16 protein-coding genes and 2 pseudogenes are annotated in these 19669 nt (G+C 67.5%); 10 read left to right on the top strand and 8 right to left on the bottom strand.

Going from position 1 to position 19669, the window contains the following annotated elements; all coding sequences use genetic code 11:
- Positions 1-51 precede the first annotated feature (51 nt).
- The 3 genes from AC1RUS_RS01465 to xylB are packed head-to-tail and all read left to right on the top strand — an operon-like array spanning position 52 to position 3417.
- Positions 52-1203, top strand: coding sequence for a fumarylacetoacetate hydrolase family protein (locus AC1RUS_RS01465; RefSeq protein ID WP_492912304.1), 1152 nt, complete (start codon positions 52-54; stop codon positions 1201-1203).
- Positions 1204-1225: 22 nt separating this feature from the next.
- On the top strand, positions 1226-2662 hold the full coding sequence (locus AC1RUS_RS01460) for an aldehyde dehydrogenase family protein (protein ID WP_492912302.1): 1437 nt from the start codon (positions 1226-1228) through the stop codon (positions 2660-2662).
- 5 nt (positions 2663-2667) lie between these two features.
- Positions 2668-3417, top strand: a complete 750-nt coding sequence (gene xylB / locus AC1RUS_RS01455) for a D-xylose 1-dehydrogenase (protein WP_492912300.1) — start codon at positions 2668-2670, stop codon at positions 3415-3417.
- A gap of 68 nt (positions 3418-3485) precedes the next feature.
- Here the strand turns inward: xylB and AC1RUS_RS01450 are convergent.
- Positions 3486-3572 (bottom strand): annotated as a pseudogene (locus tag AC1RUS_RS01450) (hypothetical protein); the annotation flags it as partial.
- A 6-nt stretch (positions 3573-3578) separates the two neighbouring features.
- Between AC1RUS_RS01450 and AC1RUS_RS01445 the strand changes: the two are divergent.
- Together AC1RUS_RS01445 and xylD are read left to right on the top strand one after the other, a co-directional pair.
- The gene (locus AC1RUS_RS01445) at positions 3579-4457 is read left to right on the top strand and encodes an SMP-30/gluconolactonase/LRE family protein (RefSeq protein ID WP_492912298.1); all 879 of its coding nucleotides are present in this window, start codon (positions 3579-3581) and stop codon (positions 4455-4457) included.
- On the top strand, positions 4402-6222 hold the full coding sequence (xylD, locus tag AC1RUS_RS01440; RefSeq protein WP_492912296.1) for a xylonate dehydratase XylD: 1821 nt from the start codon (positions 4402-4404) through the stop codon (positions 6220-6222). The genes AC1RUS_RS01445 and xylD overlap by 56 nt, the downstream gene beginning before the upstream one ends.
- A gap of 712 nt (positions 6223-6934) precedes the next feature.
- Here xylD and AC1RUS_RS01435 read toward each other — a convergent pair.
- Entirely contained in the window at positions 6935-8401 is a 1467-nt protein-coding gene (locus tag AC1RUS_RS01435; protein WP_492912294.1) for a S41 family peptidase, read from the bottom strand.
- 40 nt (positions 8402-8441) lie between these two features.
- On the bottom strand, positions 8442-9611 hold the full coding sequence (locus AC1RUS_RS01430) for a helix-turn-helix domain-containing protein (RefSeq protein ID WP_492912292.1): 1170 nt from the start codon (positions 9609-9611) through the stop codon (positions 8442-8444).
- Between the two features lie 215 nt (positions 9612-9826).
- On the opposite strand from AC1RUS_RS01430, the gene yghU reads away from it, so the two are divergent.
- Positions 9827-10702, top strand: a complete 876-nt coding sequence (gene yghU, locus AC1RUS_RS01425; RefSeq protein WP_492912290.1) for a glutathione-dependent disulfide-bond oxidoreductase — start codon at positions 9827-9829, stop codon at positions 10700-10702.
- 3 nt (positions 10703-10705) lie between these two features.
- A pseudogene (locus tag AC1RUS_RS01420) lies at positions 10706-10807 on the top strand (hypothetical protein); the annotation flags it as partial.
- 29 nt (positions 10808-10836) lie between these two features.
- Here the strand turns inward: AC1RUS_RS01420 and AC1RUS_RS01415 are convergent.
- From AC1RUS_RS01415 to AC1RUS_RS01405, 3 genes are all read right to left on the bottom strand, one after another.
- Positions 10837-13023, bottom strand: a complete 2187-nt coding sequence (locus AC1RUS_RS01415) for a TonB-dependent receptor domain-containing protein (RefSeq protein WP_492912288.1) — start codon at positions 13021-13023, stop codon at positions 10837-10839.
- A 199-nt stretch (positions 13024-13222) separates the two neighbouring features.
- Positions 13223-13612 (bottom strand): type II toxin-antitoxin system VapC family toxin, encoded by a 390-nt coding sequence (locus tag AC1RUS_RS01410; protein ID WP_492912286.1) that lies wholly within the window; start codon positions 13610-13612, stop codon positions 13223-13225.
- 2 nt (positions 13613-13614) lie between these two features.
- Entirely contained in the window at positions 13615-13863 is a 249-nt protein-coding gene (locus AC1RUS_RS01405; RefSeq protein WP_492912284.1) for a type II toxin-antitoxin system Phd/YefM family antitoxin, read from the bottom strand.
- Between the two features lie 199 nt (positions 13864-14062).
- On the opposite strand from AC1RUS_RS01405, the gene AC1RUS_RS01400 reads away from it, so the two are divergent.
- From AC1RUS_RS01400 to AC1RUS_RS01390, 3 genes are all read left to right on the top strand, one after another.
- Positions 14063-15499, top strand: coding sequence for a sugar porter family MFS transporter (locus AC1RUS_RS01400; protein ID WP_492912282.1), 1437 nt, complete (start codon positions 14063-14065; stop codon positions 15497-15499).
- A gap of 245 nt (positions 15500-15744) precedes the next feature.
- Entirely contained in the window at positions 15745-17367 is a 1623-nt protein-coding gene (locus tag AC1RUS_RS01395) for a family 43 glycosylhydrolase (RefSeq protein ID WP_492912280.1), read from the top strand.
- Between the two features lie 129 nt (positions 17368-17496).
- Positions 17497-18396: a rhamnogalacturonan acetylesterase gene (locus AC1RUS_RS01390; protein WP_492912278.1), complete on the top strand. Its 900-nt coding sequence runs from the start codon at positions 17497-17499 to the stop codon at positions 18394-18396.
- An 87-nt stretch (positions 18397-18483) separates the two neighbouring features.
- On the opposite strand, the gene AC1RUS_RS01385 is transcribed toward AC1RUS_RS01390, so the two are convergent.
- Both AC1RUS_RS01385 and AC1RUS_RS01380 read right to left on the bottom strand, forming a co-directional pair.
- Positions 18484-18684, bottom strand: coding sequence for a hypothetical protein (locus AC1RUS_RS01385; protein ID WP_492912276.1), 201 nt, complete (start codon positions 18682-18684; stop codon positions 18484-18486).
- A 120-nt stretch (positions 18685-18804) separates the two neighbouring features.
- The gene (locus tag AC1RUS_RS01380) at positions 18805-19626 is read right to left on the bottom strand and encodes a flagellin (protein WP_492912274.1); all 822 of its coding nucleotides are present in this window, start codon (positions 19624-19626) and stop codon (positions 18805-18807) included.
- Between the last annotated feature and the right edge of the window lie 43 nt (positions 19627-19669).

The following is a 19669-nucleotide window of genomic DNA, read 5'->3' as shown; positions in this document are numbered from 1 at the left end:
GCCCCGGGGCGTGGCCTGCTTTCAGACGCTCGAAGACGGGGAGACGACGCCGTGGGCGTGACGCAATTCCTTCCGGATGACTGGCAAGACGCGACCCTGCTGGGCCGCATCGACTTCGGCGACGGCCCGACCCCCGTGCTGGTGCGCGGCGGGCGCATCGAGGACATGTCGAAGATCGCCCCCACGGTCGCCGACTTGATGAACGCCTATGGCCCGGGCGCTGAACTGCCGCGCGGCGAGGACAAGGGCCCGCTGGAGGCCCTGGACGTCCGCCCCGTCTGGGAAAACCCCGAGGGCGCGGCCGCCAAGCTCTTGGCTCCTGTCGACCTGCAATGCCTGAAGGCCGCCGGCGTCACCTTCGCCGTCTCGACCCTGGAGCGGGTGATCGAGGAGCGCGCCCGGGGCGACGCCGCCGCCGCCCTGAAGATCCGCGAGCAGCTGTCCGAAAGCATGGGCGGCGACCTGCGCAGCGTCGATCCGGGCTCGGAGGGCGCCGAGCGCCTGAAGCAGACCCTGATCAAGGACGGGCTGTGGTCGCAGTACCTCGAGGTCGCCATCGGTCCCGACGCCGAGATCTTCACCAAGGGCCCGACCCTGTCGTCGATGGGCTGGGGCGACCATGTCGGCGTCCGCTATGACAGCCACTGGAACAACCCCGAGCCGGAAGTCGTGCTGCTGTGCGACGGTTCAGGCCAGATCCGCGGCGCCTCGCTGGGCAACGACGTCAACCTGCGCGACTTCGAAGGCCGCTCGGCCCTGCTGCTCAGCAAGGCCAAGGACAACAACGCCAGCTGCTCGATCGGCCCGTTCGTGCGGCTGTTCGACGACGGCTTCAGCCTGGACGACGTCCGTTCGGCCGAGGTCGAGCTGAAGATCACCGGTCGCGACAACTTCGTGCTGGATGGCCATTCGAACATGAGCCTGATCAGCCGTGACCCCGCCGTTCTCGCGGGCCAGGCGTTCGGCAAGCAGCACCAGTATCCCGACGGCTTCGCCCTCTTCCTGGGCACCATGTTCGCCCCGATCCAGGACCGCGATACGGCCGGCCAGGGCTTCACCCACAAGGTCGGCGACCGCGTCCGCGTCTCCACGCCCAAGCTGGGCGTCCTCGAGAACGAGGTCACGACCTGCGACCAGGCCAAGCCGTGGACCTTCGGCATCTCGGCCCTCATCCGCAATCTGGCTGGCCGCGGCCTGCTCTAATCGACTTTCCGAGGAGATCGGCATGACCGACACCCTGCGCCATTACATCGGCGGCGAACGCGTCGCCTCCGACGCTCCGACCCAGAGCCTGAACCCCTCCAACACCAACGACGTCGTGGCCAACGTGCCCAACGGCGGTTCGGCCGAGGTCGACGCCGCCGTCGACGCCGCCCGCAAGGCCTTCCCGGCCTGGTCGGAAAGCTCGCCGGAAGTCCGCTCGGACCTGCTGGACAAGGTGGGTTCGACCATCATCGCCCGCAGCGCCGACATCGGTAAGCTGCTCGCCCGCGAAGAGGGCAAGACCCTGCCGGAAGGCATCGGCGAGACCGTCCGCGCCGGCCGCATCTTCAAGTACTTCGCCGGCGAAGCGCTGCGTCGCCACGGCCAGAACCTGGAAAGCACCCGTCCGGGCGTCGAGATCCAGACCTACCGCCAGGCCGTCGGCGTGTTCGGCCTGGTCACCCCCTGGAACTTTCCCATCGCCATCCCGGCTTGGAAGGCGGCTCCGGCCCTGGCCTTCGGCAACACCGTGGTGATCAAGCCCGCCGGCCCGACGCCCGCGACGGCTTCGGTCCTGGCCGACATCATGCAGGAATGCGGCGCTCCGGCCGGCGTGTTCAACATGCTGTTTGGCCGTGGTTCGATGGGCGACGCCCTGATCAAGCACAAGGACGTCGACGGCGTCTCGTTCACCGGCTCGCAGGGCGTTGGCGCGCAAGTCGCCGCCGCCGCCGTCGCTCGCCAGGCCCGCGTGCAGCTGGAGATGGGCGGCAAGAACCCGCTGATCGTGCTGGACGACGCCGACCTGGAACGCGCCGTCGCCATCGCCCTGGACGGCTCGTTCTTCGCCACCGGCCAGCGCTGCACCGCCAGCTCGCGCTTGATTGTGACCGACGGCATCCACGACAAGTTCGTGGCCCTGCTGGCCGAGAAGATCGCCGCGCTCCGCGTGGGTGACGCCCTCGACAGCAACACCCAGATCGGCCCGGCGGTCTCCGAAGACCAGATGGAGACGTCGTACAAGTACATCGACATCGCCACCGGCGAAGGCGGCCGCATCGTCACCGGCGGCGAGCGCCTGAAGCTGGAAAATCCCGGCTGGTATGTGCAGCCGACCCTGATCGCCGACACCGACCGCAACATGCGGATCAACAACGAGGAAGTCTTCGGCCCCGTCGCCTCGACCATCCGGGTCAAGGACTATGAGGAAGCCCTGGAAGTCGCCAACGGCGTCGAGTTCGGCCTTTCGGCCGGCATCGCGACCACCTCGCTGAAGTACGCCCGCCACTTCCAGCGCCACGCCAAGGCCGGCATGACCATGGTCAATCTGGCCACGGCCGGCGTCGACTATCACGTGCCGTTCGGCGGTTCGAAGAGCTCCAGCTACGGCGCCCGCGAGCAGGGCTTCGCGGCGGTCGAGTTCTTCACCCAGACCAAAACCTCGTATTCGTGGTCGTAAGCCGAATGTCCTCAGCCATCTATCCCAGCCTGAAGGGTAAGCGGGTCGTCATCACTGGCGGCGGCTCGGGCATAGGGGCCGGCCTGACCGCCGGCTTCGTCCGCCAGGGCGCCGAGGTGATCTTCCTCGACATCGCCGACGAGGATTCCACGGCCCTGGTCGAGCAGCTGTCGGCGGGCGCGGCCATCGCGCCGGTCTACAGGCATTGCGACCTGATGGACCTGGAAGGCCTGAAGGCCACCCTGGCCGAAATCGGCGACGTCGACGTGCTGGTCAACAACGCCGGCAATGACGACCGTCACAAGCTGGCCGACATCACGCCCGCCTATTGGGACAACCGCATGGGCGTCAATCTGCGCCACATGCTGTTCGCGGCCCAGGCCGTGGCGCCGGGCATGGCCAAGCGCGGCGGCGGGGCGATCATCAATTTCGGCTCGATCAGCTGGCACCTGGGTCTGGAGGACCTGGTCCTCTACGAGACCGCCAAGGCCGGCATCGAGGGCATGACCCGGGCCCTGGCCCGCGAGCTGGGCCCCGACGACATCCGCGTCACCTGCGTGGTGCCCGGCAACGTCAAGACCAAGCGCCAGGAGAAGTGGTACACGCCCGAAGGCGAGGCCGAGATCGTCAAGGCCCAGTGCCTGAAGGGCCGCCTGGTCCCCGAGAACGTGGCGTCTCTGGTGCTGTTCCTGGCGTCTGACGACGCCTCGCTCTGCACGGGCCATGAGTACTGGATCGACGCCGGCTGGCGGTAGACGGCTCCAGAACATCGCGTGTCGCGCCGCTAAATTGCCTTGTCATCCCGGAAGCCTCGCAGAGGCTATCCGGGACCCAGGGGCCGGCGTAAAGCGGTTGCCCCTGGGTCCCGGCTCTGCGCTACGCTACGGCCGGGATGACAAGAATTATGGATGCGAACATGCCGACCCCCACCTGCGTCTGGGACCTGAAAGCCACCCTCGGCGAGGGCCCGATCTGGCACCGCGACGCCCTGTGGTTCGTCGACATCAAGGGCCATGCGGTCCATCGCTACGAGCCGACCACCGGCGCCACCCAGACCTTCGACGCGCCCGACCAGGTGACGTTCATCGCGCCGGTCGAGGATGACGACGGCTTCCTGGCCGGCCTGAAGAGCGGCTGGCACTTCTTCGATCCCAAAGTCGGCAGCTTCACCTATTTCGACGAGATCGAGCCGGCCCACCTGAACAACCGGCCCAACGACTCGACCGTCGACGCCGAGGGCCGCCTGTGGTTCGGCACCATGCACGACGAGGAAGAGGCTCCCACCGGCGCGCTCTACCGCCTGGACGCCGAGGGCCCGCACGTCAAGATCGACGACGGGATCTGCATCACCAACGGCCCGGCCGTCAGCCCGGACGGCAAGACGCTCTATCACACCGACACCTTGGCCAAGACCATCTGGGCCTATGACGTGGCCGAGGACGGCTCGACCTCGAACAAGCGCGTCTTCGCCCAGGTCGAGATCGAGGGCGCCTGGCCCGACGGCTCGGTGGTCGATGCACAAGGCTATCTCTGGACGGCCCTCTGGGGCGGCTTCGGCGTGCTGCGGTTCTCGCCTGAAGGCGAGATCGTCGACAAGATCGCCCTGCCAGTCCCCAATGTCACCAAGCCGTGCTTTGGCGGTCCCAACCTGAAGACCCTCTATTTCACCACCGCCCGCAAGGGACTGAGCGACGAGCACCTCGCCGCCTATCCCGAAGCCGGCGGCCTGTTCGCCGTCGATGTCGACGTCGCCGGCCAGCCCCAATACGAGGTGCGCCTTGACCGCCCCGAATAGAACACCCCGCCGGTTCCGCTCGCGCGACTGGTTCGACAATCCCGACCACATCGACATGACCGCCCTCTATCTGGAGCGGTTCATGAACTACGGGATCACGCCCGAAGAGCTGCGCAGCGGCAAGCCGATCATCGGCATCGCCCAGACCGGCAGCGACATCTCGCCGTGCAACCGCATCCACCTGGACCTGGTGACCCGGATCCGCGACGGCGTCCGCGACGCCGGCGGCATTCCGATGGAGTTCCCGGTCCACCCGATCTTCGAGAACTGCCGTCGCCCGACGGCGGCGCTGGACCGCAACCTGTCGTACTTGGGCCTGGTCGAGACCCTGCACGGCTATCCGATCGACGCCGTGGTGCTGACCACCGGCTGCGACAAGACCACGCCGGCCGGCATCATGGCCGCCACGACGGTCAACATCCCGGCCATCGTGCTGTCGGGCGGACCGATGCTGGACGGCTGGCACGACGGTGAGCTGGTCGGCTCGGGCACGGTGATCTGGCGCTCGCGCCGCAAGCTGGCGGCCGGCGAGATCAACGAGGAAGAGTTCATCCAGCGCGCGTCGGACAGCGCCCCCTCGGCCGGCCACTGCAACACCATGGGCACGGCCTCGACCATGAACGCGGTCGCAGAAGCTCTGGGCCTGTCCCTGACCGGCTGCGCGGCCATCCCGGCCCCCTATCGCGAGCGCGGCCAGATGGCCTATCGTACCGGGCAGCGGATCGTCGACTTGGCCTATGAGGACATCAAGCCCAAGGACATCCTGACCAAGAAGGCGTTCGAGAACGCCATCGCCCTGGTCGCGGCGGCCGGCGGCTCGACCAACGCCCAGCCGCACATCGCCGCCATGGCCCGCCATGCCGGCCTGGAAGTCACCGCCGACGACTGGCGCGCGGCCTATGACATCCCGCTGATCGTCAACATGCAGCCGGCCGGCAAATATCTGGGCGAGCGCTTCCACCGCGCCGGCGGCGCTCCCGCCGTGCTGTGGGAGCTGCTGCAGCAGGGCCGCCTGCACGGCGACGTGCTGACCGTGACCGGCAAGACGATGGCCGAGAACCTCGAGGGTCGCGAGACCAAGGACCGCGAGGTGATCTTCCCCTACGCCGAACCGCTGGCCGAGAAGGCCGGGTTCTTGGTGCTGAAGGGCAACCTGTTCGACTTCGCGATCATGAAGTCCAGCGTCATCGGCGCCGACTTCCGGGCCCGCTACCTGTCCAAGCCCGGCCAGGAAGACATCTTCGAGGCCCGCGCCATCGTGTTCGACGGCTCCGGCGACTATCACGCCCGCATCAACGACCCTGCGCTGAACATCGACGAGCACTGCATCCTGGTGATCCGCGGCGCGGGTCCGATCGGCTGGCCGGGCTCGGCCGAGGTGGTCAACATGCAGCCGCCGGATCACCTGCTGAAGAAGGGGATCATGAGCCTGCCCACTCTCGGCGACGGCCGCCAATCGGGCACCGCAGACAGCCCCTCGATCCTCAACGCCTCGCCCGAAAGCGCGATCGGCGGCGGCCTCTCCTGGCTGCGCACCGGCGACACCATCCGCATCGACCTTAACACCGGCCGCTGCGACGCCCTGGTGGACGAGGCCGTGATCGCCGAGCGCCGGCTTGAGGGCATTCCCGCCGTCCCCGAGACCATGACCCCCTGGCAAGAAATCTACCGCGCCCATACGGGCCAGCTGGAAACCGGCGGGGTGTTGGAGTTCGCGGTCAAGTACCAGGACCTGGCCAGCAAGCTGCCGCGGCATAATCACTGACCCCGTTGTCATCCCGGGCGAACCCCGGCGAAAGCCGGGGGAAGACCCGGGACCACGGCAAGCACCGAGCCTGTTGCGGTCCCGGCTCGGCGCGCTACGCGCTTGGCCGGGATGACAGGTAAATTTGGACACGGCTTCGCGCCCTCGCCGATCTTCACCGGCGAGTGTTGGGGAGGCGGCGGAGCGTCCGGGCCAGGCCCGGATGAGTTTGTGTAGGAGTACCGTTTCGGCCGTGGCCGGAGCGCTCCGCGCGATCGTTATCCCTCTGGCCGGGGCGCGCAGGCCTGTTCAGCCTTTTGCCCCACCCGGGTTGGTCCTGCCTCGCGACGGACCCAGCCCTGGGGCTGCAAGCCACGCCGATTCCGGAGGGACCCGGAGCGAACCTTCGGACGGGCGGGGGCTTTGGCCTTCCCCCGATGGACAGGTTTACGTCCCCTGCCCTCTGAAACCCGCACGACCGCCCCCGTCGCGCGCTTCGGTCGCCAGCTTCGCGCCCTCCCCTGCGACGGGGCGAGGAGAAGTCTACGGGCGGTTTGGCGGGGGTGGCGTCGATTTTGGAGCGTGACGCTGGATGCGGCGGCTAGGGCGTTGAAATCGTTGGCCGCCAGGGACCTCTATGCTCGTGGAGGCATGGGGGTATTGTCGGCGGTCGCCTGGCTGGATTGCGCCAATACCTGACATTGGAGCACCGCCCGACTGTGGGCGTCCAAGATCAGCGCCGGATGACAAATTTCGACGCCGCCAGCATCTGCGGGTCGTGGCCCATGGCAATGTCCTTCGCCGTCGTCACAACGGCGATGTCGGGCTCGATCGCGGCGTCCGGCTGGGGCGTCGCGGGGAAGCTGGCGATCAGCGGCAGGTCTACCTCCAGCCGCGAGGCGGGCAGCTGAAGGAAGAAGAAGGCGCCGCCATTGATGCCGCGCCGGTTGCCGCCCGTGGTCTGGCCGACCAAGGCGGCCAGGCCGTTGTCCTTGCAGGTCTGGTCGAAGCCGAAGGTGGCCGAGCTGTTGGACGCGTCGCACAAGACCGCCACCCGCCCCTTGAAGCGGCGTCCCTCAGGTCGGATGAGATTGGTCTCGCCGTCCTCGTCATAACGAGTCAGCCGGTAGAAGCCGGGCCGCTCCTGCGACGCCACCGCCGCCGCGCCCCAATCCAGGAAGCTACGGTCCCAGGTCTTGAGATGTGGCCGCAGGGCGTCGGGCGCGGTCCGATAGCGGGTCCAGCGCTGGTCGCGCGACAGCGCCAGGTCGCGCCCGATCAGGCGACTGATGATGACGTTGCCGCAGTCGAGGCCGCCCTCGTTCCCGCGCAGGTCAATGATCAGCCCCCGCGCTCCGTCGCCCGACAGATCGTCCATCACACCGCCCAGCCACGCCCGCCAGTCGAAGCCCGACTCGTAGAGAGCCCAGCCGGGCATGGTCAGCCGGTGAACGCCGTCGTCGCCCTTGCTCAGGCGCCAGGGATTGGCGTCCTTGCCGACCTCGACCGTCGCCGAGAAGCCGGCCCGGCGGTCGGCCAGGGTCAACAGCGGCGCTGGCGCCACGCGACCGTCGGCGAGGGTGAAGGTGGCGACGTCCCTTAGCGGCAGCACCAGCGGCAGGTGGATATCGAACGTCTCGTAGCGGTCCTCACCGCGCGCCTCCATCAGGCTGACGCGCTTGCCCCGGTTGGAGCCGTCGGCCCTGGCCAGAGGGATCAGCCGCTCCAGAAGCGCCCGGGTCTCGACGCCGTCGATCGCGGTGACCGCCGCGCCGCGCGGGAGCAGCCCGGCGCTGGTGTCGTCGCGGGTCACCACCATCTGGCCGTCGATCCATCGAAACAGGAACGGTACGAGCGATCGGTCCGGATAGAGCCGCGCAACCGTCGCGTCGCTGCTGTTGTAGGGGCTGGGATAGGTGTGGCCGCACTGGAGCGAGGCCGTGACCCGGGTCAGGGCCAGGAAGCGGTCGCGGAACGACGCCGGCGCAGCCCAGGCGCGCGCCAAGCCATCCAGCCGCGCCGAGACCTCTTGCGGCGTGCTGTAGCGATAGACGCCGGGGTGCATCGTCTCCCAGGCCTGGCGCAGGATGGCGACATCGCTGCTCCAGTCGTCGCTGACGGTGTCCGCCCAGGCGGACGTGGCGGCGCTCAGGGCGAGCCCGCCTGAAAGCTGCAGCAGGCGACGACGGTTCAGGGGCATGGACGGATCCTCACGACAGGTTCCCAGCCCATGCGCCGCCTCACGGCGCGGCTCGCCTCATTTCCGCGTCGGACTCCAGAAAAGCAGGATCTGAGACCCGACGCCGGAACTGAGAGGGCGAGACGCCGAACCGAGCTCTGAACGCGCGGTTGAAGCTGGCCTTGGACGCGAAACCCATGTCGAACGCCAGGCTCAGGAGATCGCAATCCGAGCCCGCTTCCAGCGCCTGCGCCACGCCCTCCGCGCGCAAGCCGTTCACGAAGCTGGAGAAGTTGACCCCCAGGCCCAGATTGATGGCCCGGGAGAGTCGGCCGGTGTTGGTGCCCAGCCGCCTTGCCAAGCGCGTCAGCGACAGGTCCGGCTCGCGCCACCAGTCGGCTTGACGGGTGCGATCGGCGAAGTCCCGGGCGACGGAGGGCCAGTCCGGTGCGACGGGTCCTGACGCTATCGGCTCGGGCCCGATCGGTTCGCGGGCGGCGCTCAGGGGCGCGGGCAGCGCGGCGTGCCGCCAGCCGGCCACGCCCAGATAGACACCGACGACCGCCAGGGCCAGGTACATGCCGGTCTCCTGGAAATAGTCGATGCCTCCGGCCACCGCGGACCACAGCCAGAAGCCAGCCTTGACGCCGAGCCCCGCCAACATCGCCGTCAGGACCCGGCCCAGCCAATCGGCCGAGAAGCGGTCGTCGTCGCTGCGCTGGTTGGCCAGCCTTGCGCGCAAGCGCTTCAACACCCCGCCGATCGCAAAGGCGTAGACCGCCAGGCTCAGCAACCCCAGTCCGTCGAACACCGGCGCGACCCAAGCGCGGTGACCGCCTGTGTACCATTGCCACTTGGCCCCTTCGGGCATCAGGAAGCAGACGGCAAAATAGAGAGCCTGCAGGAGGGCCGGCGCGAGGTGCAAGCGCATCCGTCTCATCGGAAGGCCCTCCGCCAAGGCGTAGGCATAGCCATAGAGCAGCGGGCCCAGCGCCACAGGAATCGCCAAGGGCGCAAAGGTTAGCCAGCGGAAGCGGTCATAGGCGCCTGCGAAGCCGATCGCGTAGGGCGTCAGCAGCCCGGCGATCACGACCAGAGCCGCCGCCAGGAAGCGGCTGGCCACCCGGTTCTCGGCATTTCGCGCCAGAGCTCCGGCCAGCAGCAGGGATTGCAAGATCGCCACGCCCAGCAGCGCCGTCCGCCATCCGAAATAAGGGTGCCAATCGGTCATGCGTCGAGGCTAGGCGCTGCCATGGCGGAGAGGAAGATGGCCAACAGGCGAGGTCGCGCCAGGACCGGAAAAGAGCGAGCGCGAGCACCAGATAGGCGCGGCCCGCCTCCGCCTCGCGATCAAAAGCCGGCGCCGGCCCTGGCGCCGTCCGGCGCGAGCCGCCACATTGCTCTGGAGAGACGCGCCCAAGCGCGCGACCGCCATCAGGAGCTCCCATGACCGACGCCACCGTCTATGTCCCGCCCAAGGTCTGGACCTGGAACAAGGAGAACGGCGGCAAGTTCGCGTCGATCAATCGGCCGATCGCCGGCCCCACCCACGACAAGCCGCTTCAGGTGGGTAAGCATCCGCTGCAGCTCTATTCGCTGGGAACGCCCAACGGCGTGAAGGTGACGATCCTGCTGGAGGAGCTGCTGGCCCTGGGCCATGCGGGCGCCGAGTATGACGCCTGGCTGATCAATATCGGCGCGGGCGACCAGTTCGGCAGCGGCTTCGTCTCGGCCAATCCCAATTCCAAGATCCCGGCCCTGGTCGACCACAGCGGTCCCGAGCCGATCCGGATCTTCGAGTCCGGCGCCATCCTGATCCACCTAGCCGAAAAGTTCGGCGCCTTCCTGCCGACCGAGCCGGCGGCGCGGGCCGAATGCCTCTCGTGGCTGTTCTGGCAGATGGGCAGCGCGCCGTTCCTGGGCGGCGGCTTTGGCCACTTCTTCGCCTACGCGCCCTACAAGATGGAATATCCGATCGACCGCTACGCCATGGAGGTGAAGCGTCAGATGGACGTGCTGGACCGCCGCCTGGCCGAGAGCCGCTTCGTGGCCGGCGACGACTACACCATCGCCGACATGGCCATCTGGCCCTGGTACGGCGGCATGGCCAAGGGCCTGCTGTACGAGGCCGGGGAGTTCCTGTCGGTGCAGGACTACAAGAACGTCATCCGCTGGGCCGACGAGATCGGCGCGCGGCCGGCTGTCAAGCGCGGCCGGATGGTCAACCGCACCTTCGGCGAGCCGTCGAGCCAGCTGCATGAGCGGCATGACGCGGGGGATTTCGACACCCGGACCGCGGATAAGCTGGCGGCGGCCACCTAAACTTGTCATCCCGGCCGCAGCGAAGCGGAGAGCCGGGACCCAGGGGCCACGGCAGTGCGTCGGCCCCTGGGTCCCGGACAGCCTCTGCGAGGCTTCCGGGATGACAAGGATTTGCAGGTCTGGACCTCCAGCCTCTACCCCACCGCGCCGCCGCTGAAGTCGAACTGCTCGGGACGCGGCTTGCCGCCGCCGAAATTGTAGGTGAAGCCGAAGAACACGCTGCGCACCTTGGCCGTGCGGGTGGTGCGGTCGCGCAGCGTGGGCGTGTCGACGATCGCGGTGTCCTCGAACGAGTTCAGCACGTCTTGGGCGGTGACCACGAAGGAGAGCTTGTCGCTGACCTTCCGGCGATAGCCCAGATTGACCATCTGGAACGGCTCGCGGTGGCCTTGCGGCGTCAGGCGCTTGCCCGAGCTGAAGGCGTTGATCTGGAAGAAGTCCTTGGGTGTCGCCTGCCAGTTGAGGTTGGCGCGTCCCGACACGGCGGTCAGCGAGCGCGTGCCGGCGAAGCCCAGCTTGGAGGCGTCGATCTCGTTCCAGAACACGTTGCTGGAGACGTTGTAGGTCAGCTTCGGCGTCAGGCGGCCGTTGGCCACCATCTCCAGGCCGCCGTTGCGGCTTGTGGCCAGGTTGGCGCGGGTGGTCAGCAGCACGCCGCCGCCCAGATCGCTGACCACGTCGGTTACGCCATTGCTGCTCTCGCGGTAATAGGCGGTGACCAGGTAGTAGGCCGGGCCCTTGCGGTACTGCCAGCCCAGCTCGTAGCTGTCGGTCTGCTGGGGCTTCAGGTTGGGGTTGCCCTGGCGGTAGTTGAACGGGTCCTGATAGACGCGGTAGGGCAGCAGGTCCTGGGCCCCCGGACGCTGGACGCGGCGGGCGAAATTGGCCGACAGCGTCTGGCTGGGGCTGAGCGTGTAGCCCATGTGCAAGGTGGGATAGAGCTTGAAGTAGTCGTTGTCGGCCTTCACCGCATGGGTGATGTCGTCGACCTTGATCTGCACCTGCTCGGCCCGCAGCCCGCCCTGGACCGTGAAGTCGCCGAACGGCCGCTCATAGGTGACATAGGCCGCGTAGACGTCCTGGTCGTAGTCGTAGCGGTTGGTGCGGTTGGGATCGACGACCAGGCCGCCGGCGGTGAGGCCCGTCGCGCCGTCATTGTCGTACTTGTTGGTCTGGGCCTCGAGATCCACCCCCGTCTTCAGCTTGGCGCTGCCCGGCAGCGGCTTGCTGTAGTCGAGCTTGAAATTGGCCCGCGTCTGGTCGACGCCGATGCCGATGGTCTCATACTGGTCGACGCCCGGCGTGTTGTCGGTGAAGGCCTTGGCGTCGCGCTGGAAGTTGGTGATCTCGTACTCGACATGGGCGGTCAGCTCGTGCTCGGCGCCCTTCAGCTGGCGGCGCCAGTCGCCGCTGATCGCGCCGTTGTCGCGGTCCATCTTGGCGGTCGAGGTGCGCACGTACGATCGCGACGGCGCGCCGGCGGCGTCGAAGCCGGCATAGGTCTCGTCGATGTCGCTGTCGAAGCCCATGCCGCGATAGCGGATCTCGGCGCTGAGGCGGTTCTGCTTGTCGAGGTCGTAGTCGAGGCCGCCGCGCAGATTGACCATGCCGCCCTTGTTCTCGACTTCAGCGTCCTGGCTGCTGACCAGGAACTTGCCGCTGGCGGTGTCGAGCGTGGCGCGGTCGATCTCCTGGCGGGCTTCCTGCGTGTCGTGGCGATAGCCGGCGTCGCCCGACAGGGTCAGCTTGCCCGCGCGGCGCGTGGCGCTGATCCCGGTGTTGTAGCGGCCGTCCGGGGTGACGTTGAAGCGGACCGAGCCGTTGACGCCCGGCTTCTGGGTCTTCTTGGTGATCAGGTTGATGATCCCGGCCGAACCGTCGGGACGATAGGCGGCCGACGGGTTGGTCATCACCTCGACGCGGTCGATCTGGTCGGCGGGCATGGCCTGCAGCGCGTCGGCCTTGCCCTCGCCGCTGAACTGGCCCGAGGGCTTGCCGTCGATCATGATCGTGACGTTGGCGTCGCCGCGCAGGCTGACATTGCCCTGCACGTCGACCTCGACCGAAGGGATGTTGCGCAGGGCGTCGGCGATCGAGCCGGTCTTGGCCGTCAGGTCGTTGGCGACGCTGTAGCTGCGGCGGTCGATCGAGGTGCGCAGGGCGTTGGCCTCGCTGGTCACCACCACGCCCTCGACGGCGGTCGGGGCGGCCTTGTCCGCCGGCTTGGCGGCGGCGGGCGCTTGGGCGGGCGCGGTCTGGGCCATGGCCAGATTGGCCGGCAGGATCATCGCGGTCGCCGCGAGCAGAAGTTTAAAGCGCATGTCGCCACCCCGAAAACTGGTCGCGCCCGGCAAACGGCCCGGCGCAGCGACATTACAAGCGTAAATGATTACAACTGTAAATACGTCGCCTCTTCTCGCTGTAGACCCTGGCCTGACACCGGGATCAAATGTCTTTTCGGTCATGTTTCGCTTGGCGCCGGACCTGCGTTTTTCGCGCAACGCCGGTGAAATCGAGATTTCAGATCCTGACGATCCGCGCGTCGTAGCTGGCCACCGTGGCGTCGTGGGTCAGCAGCACGAACCCGTCGGTGAGGGCCTGAGACACCAGCAGGCGGTCGAACGGATCGGCATGCAGACGCGGCAAGGTCTCGACCAGAACCGCCTGCTCGGGCGTGATCGGCGCCAGTCCATAGCCCGCCGCGCTGAACAGGGCGTAGGCTTCCTGAGCCGAGACCGGCATGGCGCCCGGCCCTTGCCGATCAAGTCCGTGCTTGATGGCGATCTCCCACAGCGACACCGCGCTGACCCAGACCGCGTTGGCCGGGTCCAGCAGTAGCGACCGGGCCAGTTCGGACAGCCTGGGATCATCGGTGAGCGCCCACAGCGCCACATGCGTGTCGAGCAGCAACCTCAACCGCGCGAGCTCAGGAACAGGGCGGCGACCTCGGCGTCCAAGGCGTCCGGATCGGCCGGCGCCGCGAACCGTCCCTTGGCGATCCCGATCCGCGCGGTCGTCTTGGCCACGGGCGTGATGGGGACCAGGCGCGCCGCCGGGCGGCCGTTGCGCGCGATGATCACCTCGTCGGTCTCGCCGCGCTCGACGGCGTCCACCAGCTTGGAAAGCTGGGACTTGGCGTCGTGCATATTGACGGTGAGCATGACCGGTCTCGCGCTTAGCTAAATCTAGCTAACACGAATCGTGATGATGTTCAAAAACGGCCTGGATCGTCGGAAGTTGTCGCGGGCGTCACTCCGCTTGCGCGCTGATACCGGTAACACTAAGGTCGCCGCCAACCAGAGGTCCGGCAAGGACCGCCTAGGGATTAAACGCGGCCTACGGGCCTTCGGGGAGGACACAATGGCTTCAGTATCCAGCGCGGGTCCGAGCGCGGGCATGAGCGCCGACGGCGGCAAGGTCAACATGGCCTTCATCGCCGCCATCGTCGCGGTCGCCACGATCGGCGGCTTCATGTTCGGCTACGACAGCGGCGTCATCAATGGCACCCAAGAGGGCCTGGAAAGCGCCTTCAACCTCAGCAAGCTCGGCACCGGCCTGAACGTCGGCGCGATCCTGATCGGCTGCGCCGTGGGCGCCTTCGCCGCCGGCCGCCTGGCCGACGTCTGGGGCCGCCGCACCGTGATGATCATCTCGGCCCTGCTGTTCCTGGTCAGCGCCCTGGGCACCGGCGCCTCGCACACCTCGCTGGTGTTCATCGCCTTCCGCCTGCTGGGCGGCCTGGGCGTCGGCGCGGCCTCGGTGCTGTGCCCCGTCTACATCTCGGAAGTCACGCCGGCCAATATCCGCGGCCGCCTGTCGTCCGTGCAGCAGATCATGATCATCACCGGCCTGACCGGCGCCTTCGTGGCCAACTACGTCCTGGCCCACACCGCCGGCAGCTCGACCGCCCCGTTCTGGCTGGGCCTGCCGGCCTGGCGCTGGATGTTCTGGATGCAGACCATCCCCGCCGGCGTCTTCTTCTTCGCCCTGCTGTCGATCCCGGAGAGCCCGCGCTACCTGGTGGCCAAGGGCAAGGAAGCCGAGGCCGAGAAGATCCTGTCGCGCCTGTTCGGCGCCGGCACGGGCGCCGCCAAGGTGGCCGAGATCCGCGCCTCGCTGGCCGTCGACCACAAGCCCAAGTTCTCGGACCTGTTGGACCCGTCCACCCGCAAGATCCGCGCGATCCTGTGGGCCGGTCTGGTCCTGGCCGTGTTCCAGCAGCTGGTCGGCATCAACATCGTCTTCTACTACGGCTCGGTGCTGTGGCAGTCGGTGGGCTTCACCGAGGACGACAGCCTGAAGATCAACATCCTGTCGGGCGCCCTGTCGATCCTGGCCTGCCTGGTGGCCATCGCGGTCATCGACAAGATCGGCCGCAAGCCGCTGCTGTTGATCGGCTCGGCCGGCATGGCCGTGACCCTGGGCGTGCTGACCTGGTGCTTCTCGACCGCCACCACGGTGAACGGTGCGCTGCACCTGGCCGACAATGTGGGCCTGATCGCCCTGATCGCCGCCAACGCCTATGTGGTGTTCTTCAACCTCAGCTGGGGCCCGGTGATGTGGGTCATGCTGGGCGAGATGTTCCCCAACCAGATGCGCGGCTCGGCCCTGGCCGTCGCCGGCTTCGCCCAGTGGATCGCCAACTTCGCGATCTCGGTCAGCTTCCCGTCGATGGCCGCCAAGAGCCTGCCGATGACCTACGGCTTCTATGCGCTGAGCGCCGTGGTCTCGTTCTTCCTGGTGCAGAAGCTGATCCACGAGACGCGCGGCACCGAGCTGGAAGACATGGTGGGATAAGCCAGTCCTCTCCCTGAAGGGGGGAGCATCCCGACACAATGAAACGCCCGGGAGCGCCGTCTTCCGGGCGTTTTTTTGTGCGGTTTTTCCGACCGGAGACGTCGCTTCGATAGGCCCGGAAACGGCCGGCGCGCCCAAAATGACACCGGTGGACAAAGCCTTGGGCTTGCCGCTAAGTGACCGCTAACAAGCGTTGCGTGGCGGCCTCGATCGGCCGATCGCGCGAAGGTCGGGAGGAGTACCCCATGGTCGAGATCAACCGTCGCGGAGCCTTGGGCTCGCTGCTCACCGGCGCTGGACTGGCCGCCCTGCCGGCCACCGAGGCGGCCGCCCAGATGGGAACCCTGCCCGGCCCCGCCCCCGCCGGAACCCCGTCCTGGAGCAAGGGCGTCGAAGGCCAGCGCAAGGCCGATCTGGGGAACGGGACGTTCCTCAATCCGATCCTGGCCGGCGACCATCCCGACCCGTCGATCCTGAAGGACGGCGACGACTACTACATGACACACTCGTCGTTCGACGCCTATCCGGGCCTGCTGATCTGGCATTCCAAGGACCTGGTGAACTGGACGCCGGTGACCACGACGCTTAACACCAATGTCGGCTCGATCTGGGCGCCCGAGCTCTGCAAGCACAAGGGCCGCTACTACATCTTCCTGCCGGCCAAGCAGCCCAACAACAACACCAGCTACGTGATCTGGGCCGACAAGATCGAGGGCCCGTGGAGCGAGCCGGTCGACCTGAAGCTGCCGCGCTATATCGACCCCGGCCACGTGGTCGACGAGAAGGGCGTGCGCTGGCTGTTCCTGTCGGGCGGCGACCGCATCCAGCTGGCGCCCGACGGCCTGTCGACGGTCGGCGAGCCGCAGCACGTCTACAATCCCTGGCACTATCCGGAAGACTGGGACGTCGAGGGCTTCTCGCCCGAGGGTCCCAAGGTGATGAAGAAGGGCGACTACTACTACCTGGTCACCGCCGTGGGCGGCACGGCCGGCCCGCCGACCGGCCACATGGTCATCGTCGCCCGCGCCAAGTCGCTGGCCGGTCCGTGGGAAGACGACCCGCACAATCCGGTCGTGCGCACCACCAACAATTCCGAGAAGTGGTGGTCGCGCGGCCACGCCACCCTGGTCGAGGGCCCCGCCGGCGACTGGTGGACGGTCTATCACGGCTACGAAAACGGCTTCTACACCCTGGGCCGCCAGACCCTGCTGGCCCCGGTGACCTGGACCAAGGACGGCTGGTTCACCGTCGGCGGCGGCGATCTCTCCAAGCCCCTGCCCAAGCCGAAGGGCGGCAAGGCCCTGCCCCACGGCATGGCCCTGTCGGACGACTTCAGCACCGACAAGTACGGCGTGCAGTGGAACTTCTTCGATCCCAAGCCGGGCGAGAAGGACCGTCTCAAGCGCGAGAACGGCGTCCTGACCCTGAAGGGCGCCGGCGAGGCCCCGTCGACCGGCGCGCCGCTGATCTTCGTCAACGGCGACCAGGCCTATGAGATCGAGTGCGAGATCGAGGTCGACGCCGACACCCGCGCCGGCCTGATCCTGTTCTACGACCGCCAGCTCTATTGCGGCCTGGGCTTCGATCAGAAGAACTTCGTCACCCACCAGTACGGCATCGAGCGCGGCCGGCCGGCCAATCCGCATGGCTCCAAGCTCTTGATGCGCCTGCGCAACGACCGCCACATCGTGGCCTTCCATACCAGCGGCGACGGCGGCAAGACCTGGAAACGCTTCGACCGCGGCATGGAGGTCTCGGGCTATCACCACAACGTCCGAGGCGGCTTCCTGATGCTGAAGCCGGGGATCTACGCCGCCGGCAAGGGCTCGGCGCGGTTCAAGAACTTCAAGTACCGGGCGCTGGCCTAGCCTTGAAAGCTGTCGTCCCGGCCAAGCGCGAAGCGCGCCGAGCCGGGACCGCAGGAAGCGCGGCGCATGCCGTGGTCCCGGGTCTGCGCTGCGCCCGGGATGACAATCAGAATAGTCGGGAGAGAAACGATGTCCCTGAAACCCCTCCTCCTCGCCGCCGCCCTGCTGGCCGCTCCCCTCGCCGCCCACGCACAAGCCGCGCCCGAGGTTGATCCTCCCGTCTTCAAGTCGCCCAGGATCGTGCTGATCGGCGACTCCACGACCGCCGTGCAGGGCGGCTGGGGTCCCAGTTTCTGCGGCAAGCACGTCACCTCGTTCGTGGCCTGCATCAACCTGGCGCGCGGCGGCCGCAGCAGCGGCAACTACCGCACCGAAGGGTCGTGGAAGCTGGCGATGTACGAGATCAAGTCGGGCGGCTTTTCCGACACCTATGTGCTGATCCAGTTCGGCCACAACGACCAGCCGGGCAAGCCGGGCCGCTCGACGGACCTGGCCACCGAGTTTCCGGCCAACCTGAAACGCTATGTCGAAGAGGTCCGCGCGGCCGGCGGCAAGCCGGTGCTGGTCACGCCCCTGACCCGCCGGCAGTTCAAGGACGGCAAGCTGATCGACGACCTGGGTCCGTGGGCCGAGGCGACGCGCAAGGTCGCCGCCGAGACCAACACGCCCCTGGTGGACCTGCACGCGCTGAGCACCGCCGCCGTCCAGCAGATGGGACCGGTCGAGGCCATGCGCTTCGCGCAAAGCCCGCCCGACCCGCGCGTGAAGGACGCCGCCAGATCGGGCACGACCATCGCGGCCGCCTTCTATGAACCGGCCATCCCCGGCGCGACCGTTCCGCCGGCGCCCGTCGCCGCCCCGAAGCCGGCTCCGGCCCAGAACAACGCCGCCGTCGAGCCGATGGGAACGCCCCGGCCGAGCTTCGACTACACGCACCTGGGGCCCGAGGGCGCGGACTACTTCTCGGCTATCGTCGCCAAGGCGCTGGCCGACGTCGTTCCGGCCCTGCGGCGGCAACTTCTGCCGTAGACACAAGAACGCCGAACCCATTCTACCCTTCGTCATTCCCGCCACGAGGGTGGGAATGACGAAGGGTGTAGGGGGAGCTCTCCGCTCCTAGGCCTCGTCGCCCGCCTCGATCACGCCGCGCATGTGGTCGAGGACGTCGGGCTCGCGACCCGCGACGCGGATGAAGGCTTCGCGTAGCTCCTGGGTCGCGTCGGCCAGGCTGTATTGGCCGTCGCTGAACCGCAGCAGGACGCTCTCGATGAAGCGGTCGAGGAGAACGCGATCGTCGCCGGTGAATTGGGTTTGCATGGATCGACGCTAGGCCCCCTGGCGGCAAAGCGCCATGGCCGGCGACGGCGAAAGCCCCGGACAAAGAAAAAGGGCGGGCCCGCGAGGACCCGCCCTTTTCCGTTTCGAAAAAGCCTGCGCTTAACGGAACAGGCTCAGGATCGACGAGGTCGACTGGTTGGCGATCGACAGCGCCTGCACGCCCAGCTGTTGCTTGGTTTGCAGCGATTGCAGCTTGGCGCTTTCCTTGGCCAGGTCGGCGTCGACCAGGTTGCCCACGCCGGCGTCGAGGCTGTCTTGCAGCTTGCCGACGAAGGTCAGGTGGGTGTCCAGGCCGGTCGAGTTGGTGCCCAGCGAAGCCAGCTTGTTGGTCGCGGTGCCCAGGGCCGTGGTCACCGTGGCGATCATGGTCTTGGCGGCGGCGGCGTCGGCGAAGGTCGAGGAGGCCGACAGGCCGATGCCGGCGAGCGACAGGGTCTGGGCGTTGACCGTGAAGCCCGAACCGTCCTGGTTGGCCAGGAAGGTCAGCTTGGTGGTCGAGCCGTCGGCGATGCTGACGCCATTGAACTTGGCGTTCGTGGCGGCCTTGGTCACCTGATCGCGCAGGGATTCAAAGTCGGCCTTCAGGGCGTTGAAGCTGGCGGTGTTCAGCGAGGTGTCGGAAGCGGCCAGGGCCTTTTCCTTCATCTTGCCCAGCAGGTCGGTGATGGTGTCACCGGCGGCGAGCGCCACGTCGATGGTCGATTGGCCGCGCTGAAGCGAGTCCTTCACGGAGTTCATCGACGACGCCATCGAAGACTGGTTCTTGGCGGTCGCCCAGATGGCGCCGTTGTCCTTGGCGCTGCCCACCTTCTTGCCGGTGTTGATGCGCTGCTGGACGTTCGAGAGCTCCGAGTTCGTGGAGTTCAGGTTTTGCAGCGCGATGAGCGCGCCGCTGTTCGTGTTGATGCTGTTCAGCGCCATAACGAATATAGGTCCTATTCAAGGGTGCCCGACGTCATTTTGA

The sequence above is a fragment of the Caulobacter sp. GW821-FHT10F06 genome (assembly GCF_058809215.1).
Note: the sequence above shows the minus strand (reverse complement) of the source record. Positions and strands in the feature narration are given on the sequence as shown.

What these genes read in the sequence shown, in the direction of transcription:
- yghU (WP_492912290.1), top strand. Translation starts at nt 9,827, where the DNA reads ATGACCGACGCCACCGTCTATGTCCCGCCCAAGGTCTGGACCTGGAAC.
- AC1RUS_RS01400 (WP_492912282.1), top strand. Translation starts at nt 14,063, where the DNA reads ATGGCTTCAGTATCCAGCGCGGGTCCGAGCGCGGGCATGAGCGCCGAC.
- AC1RUS_RS01430 (WP_492912292.1), bottom strand. Translation starts at nt 9,611, where the DNA reads ATGACCGATTGGCACCCTTATTTCGGATGGCGGACGGCGCTGCTGGGC.
- AC1RUS_RS01395 (WP_492912280.1), top strand. Translation starts at nt 15,745, where the DNA reads ATGGTCGAGATCAACCGTCGCGGAGCCTTGGGCTCGCTGCTCACCGGC.
- AC1RUS_RS01435 (WP_492912294.1), bottom strand. Translation starts at nt 8,401, where the DNA reads ATGCCCCTGAACCGTCGTCGCCTGCTGCAGCTTTCAGGCGGGCTCGCC.
- AC1RUS_RS01385 (WP_492912276.1), bottom strand. Translation starts at nt 18,684, where the DNA reads ATGCAAACCCAATTCACCGGCGACGATCGCGTTCTCCTCGACCGCTTC.
- AC1RUS_RS01405 (WP_492912284.1), bottom strand. Translation starts at nt 13,863, where the DNA reads ATGCTCACCGTCAATATGCACGACGCCAAGTCCCAGCTTTCCAAGCTG.
- xylB (WP_492912300.1), top strand. Translation starts at nt 2,668, where the DNA reads ATGTCCTCAGCCATCTATCCCAGCCTGAAGGGTAAGCGGGTCGTCATC.
- AC1RUS_RS01415 (WP_492912288.1), bottom strand. Translation starts at nt 13,023, where the DNA reads ATGCGCTTTAAACTTCTGCTCGCGGCGACCGCGATGATCCTGCCGGCC.
- xylD (WP_492912296.1), top strand. Translation starts at nt 4,402, where the DNA reads ATGTCGACGTCGCCGGCCAGCCCCAATACGAGGTGCGCCTTGACCGCC.
- AC1RUS_RS01445 (WP_492912298.1), top strand. Translation starts at nt 3,579, where the DNA reads ATGCCGACCCCCACCTGCGTCTGGGACCTGAAAGCCACCCTCGGCGAG.
- AC1RUS_RS01380 (WP_492912274.1), bottom strand. Translation starts at nt 19,626, where the DNA reads ATGGCGCTGAACAGCATCAACACGAACAGCGGCGCGCTCATCGCGCTG.
- AC1RUS_RS01460 (WP_492912302.1), top strand. Translation starts at nt 1,226, where the DNA reads ATGACCGACACCCTGCGCCATTACATCGGCGGCGAACGCGTCGCCTCC.
- AC1RUS_RS01390 (WP_492912278.1), top strand. Translation starts at nt 17,497, where the DNA reads ATGTCCCTGAAACCCCTCCTCCTCGCCGCCGCCCTGCTGGCCGCTCCC.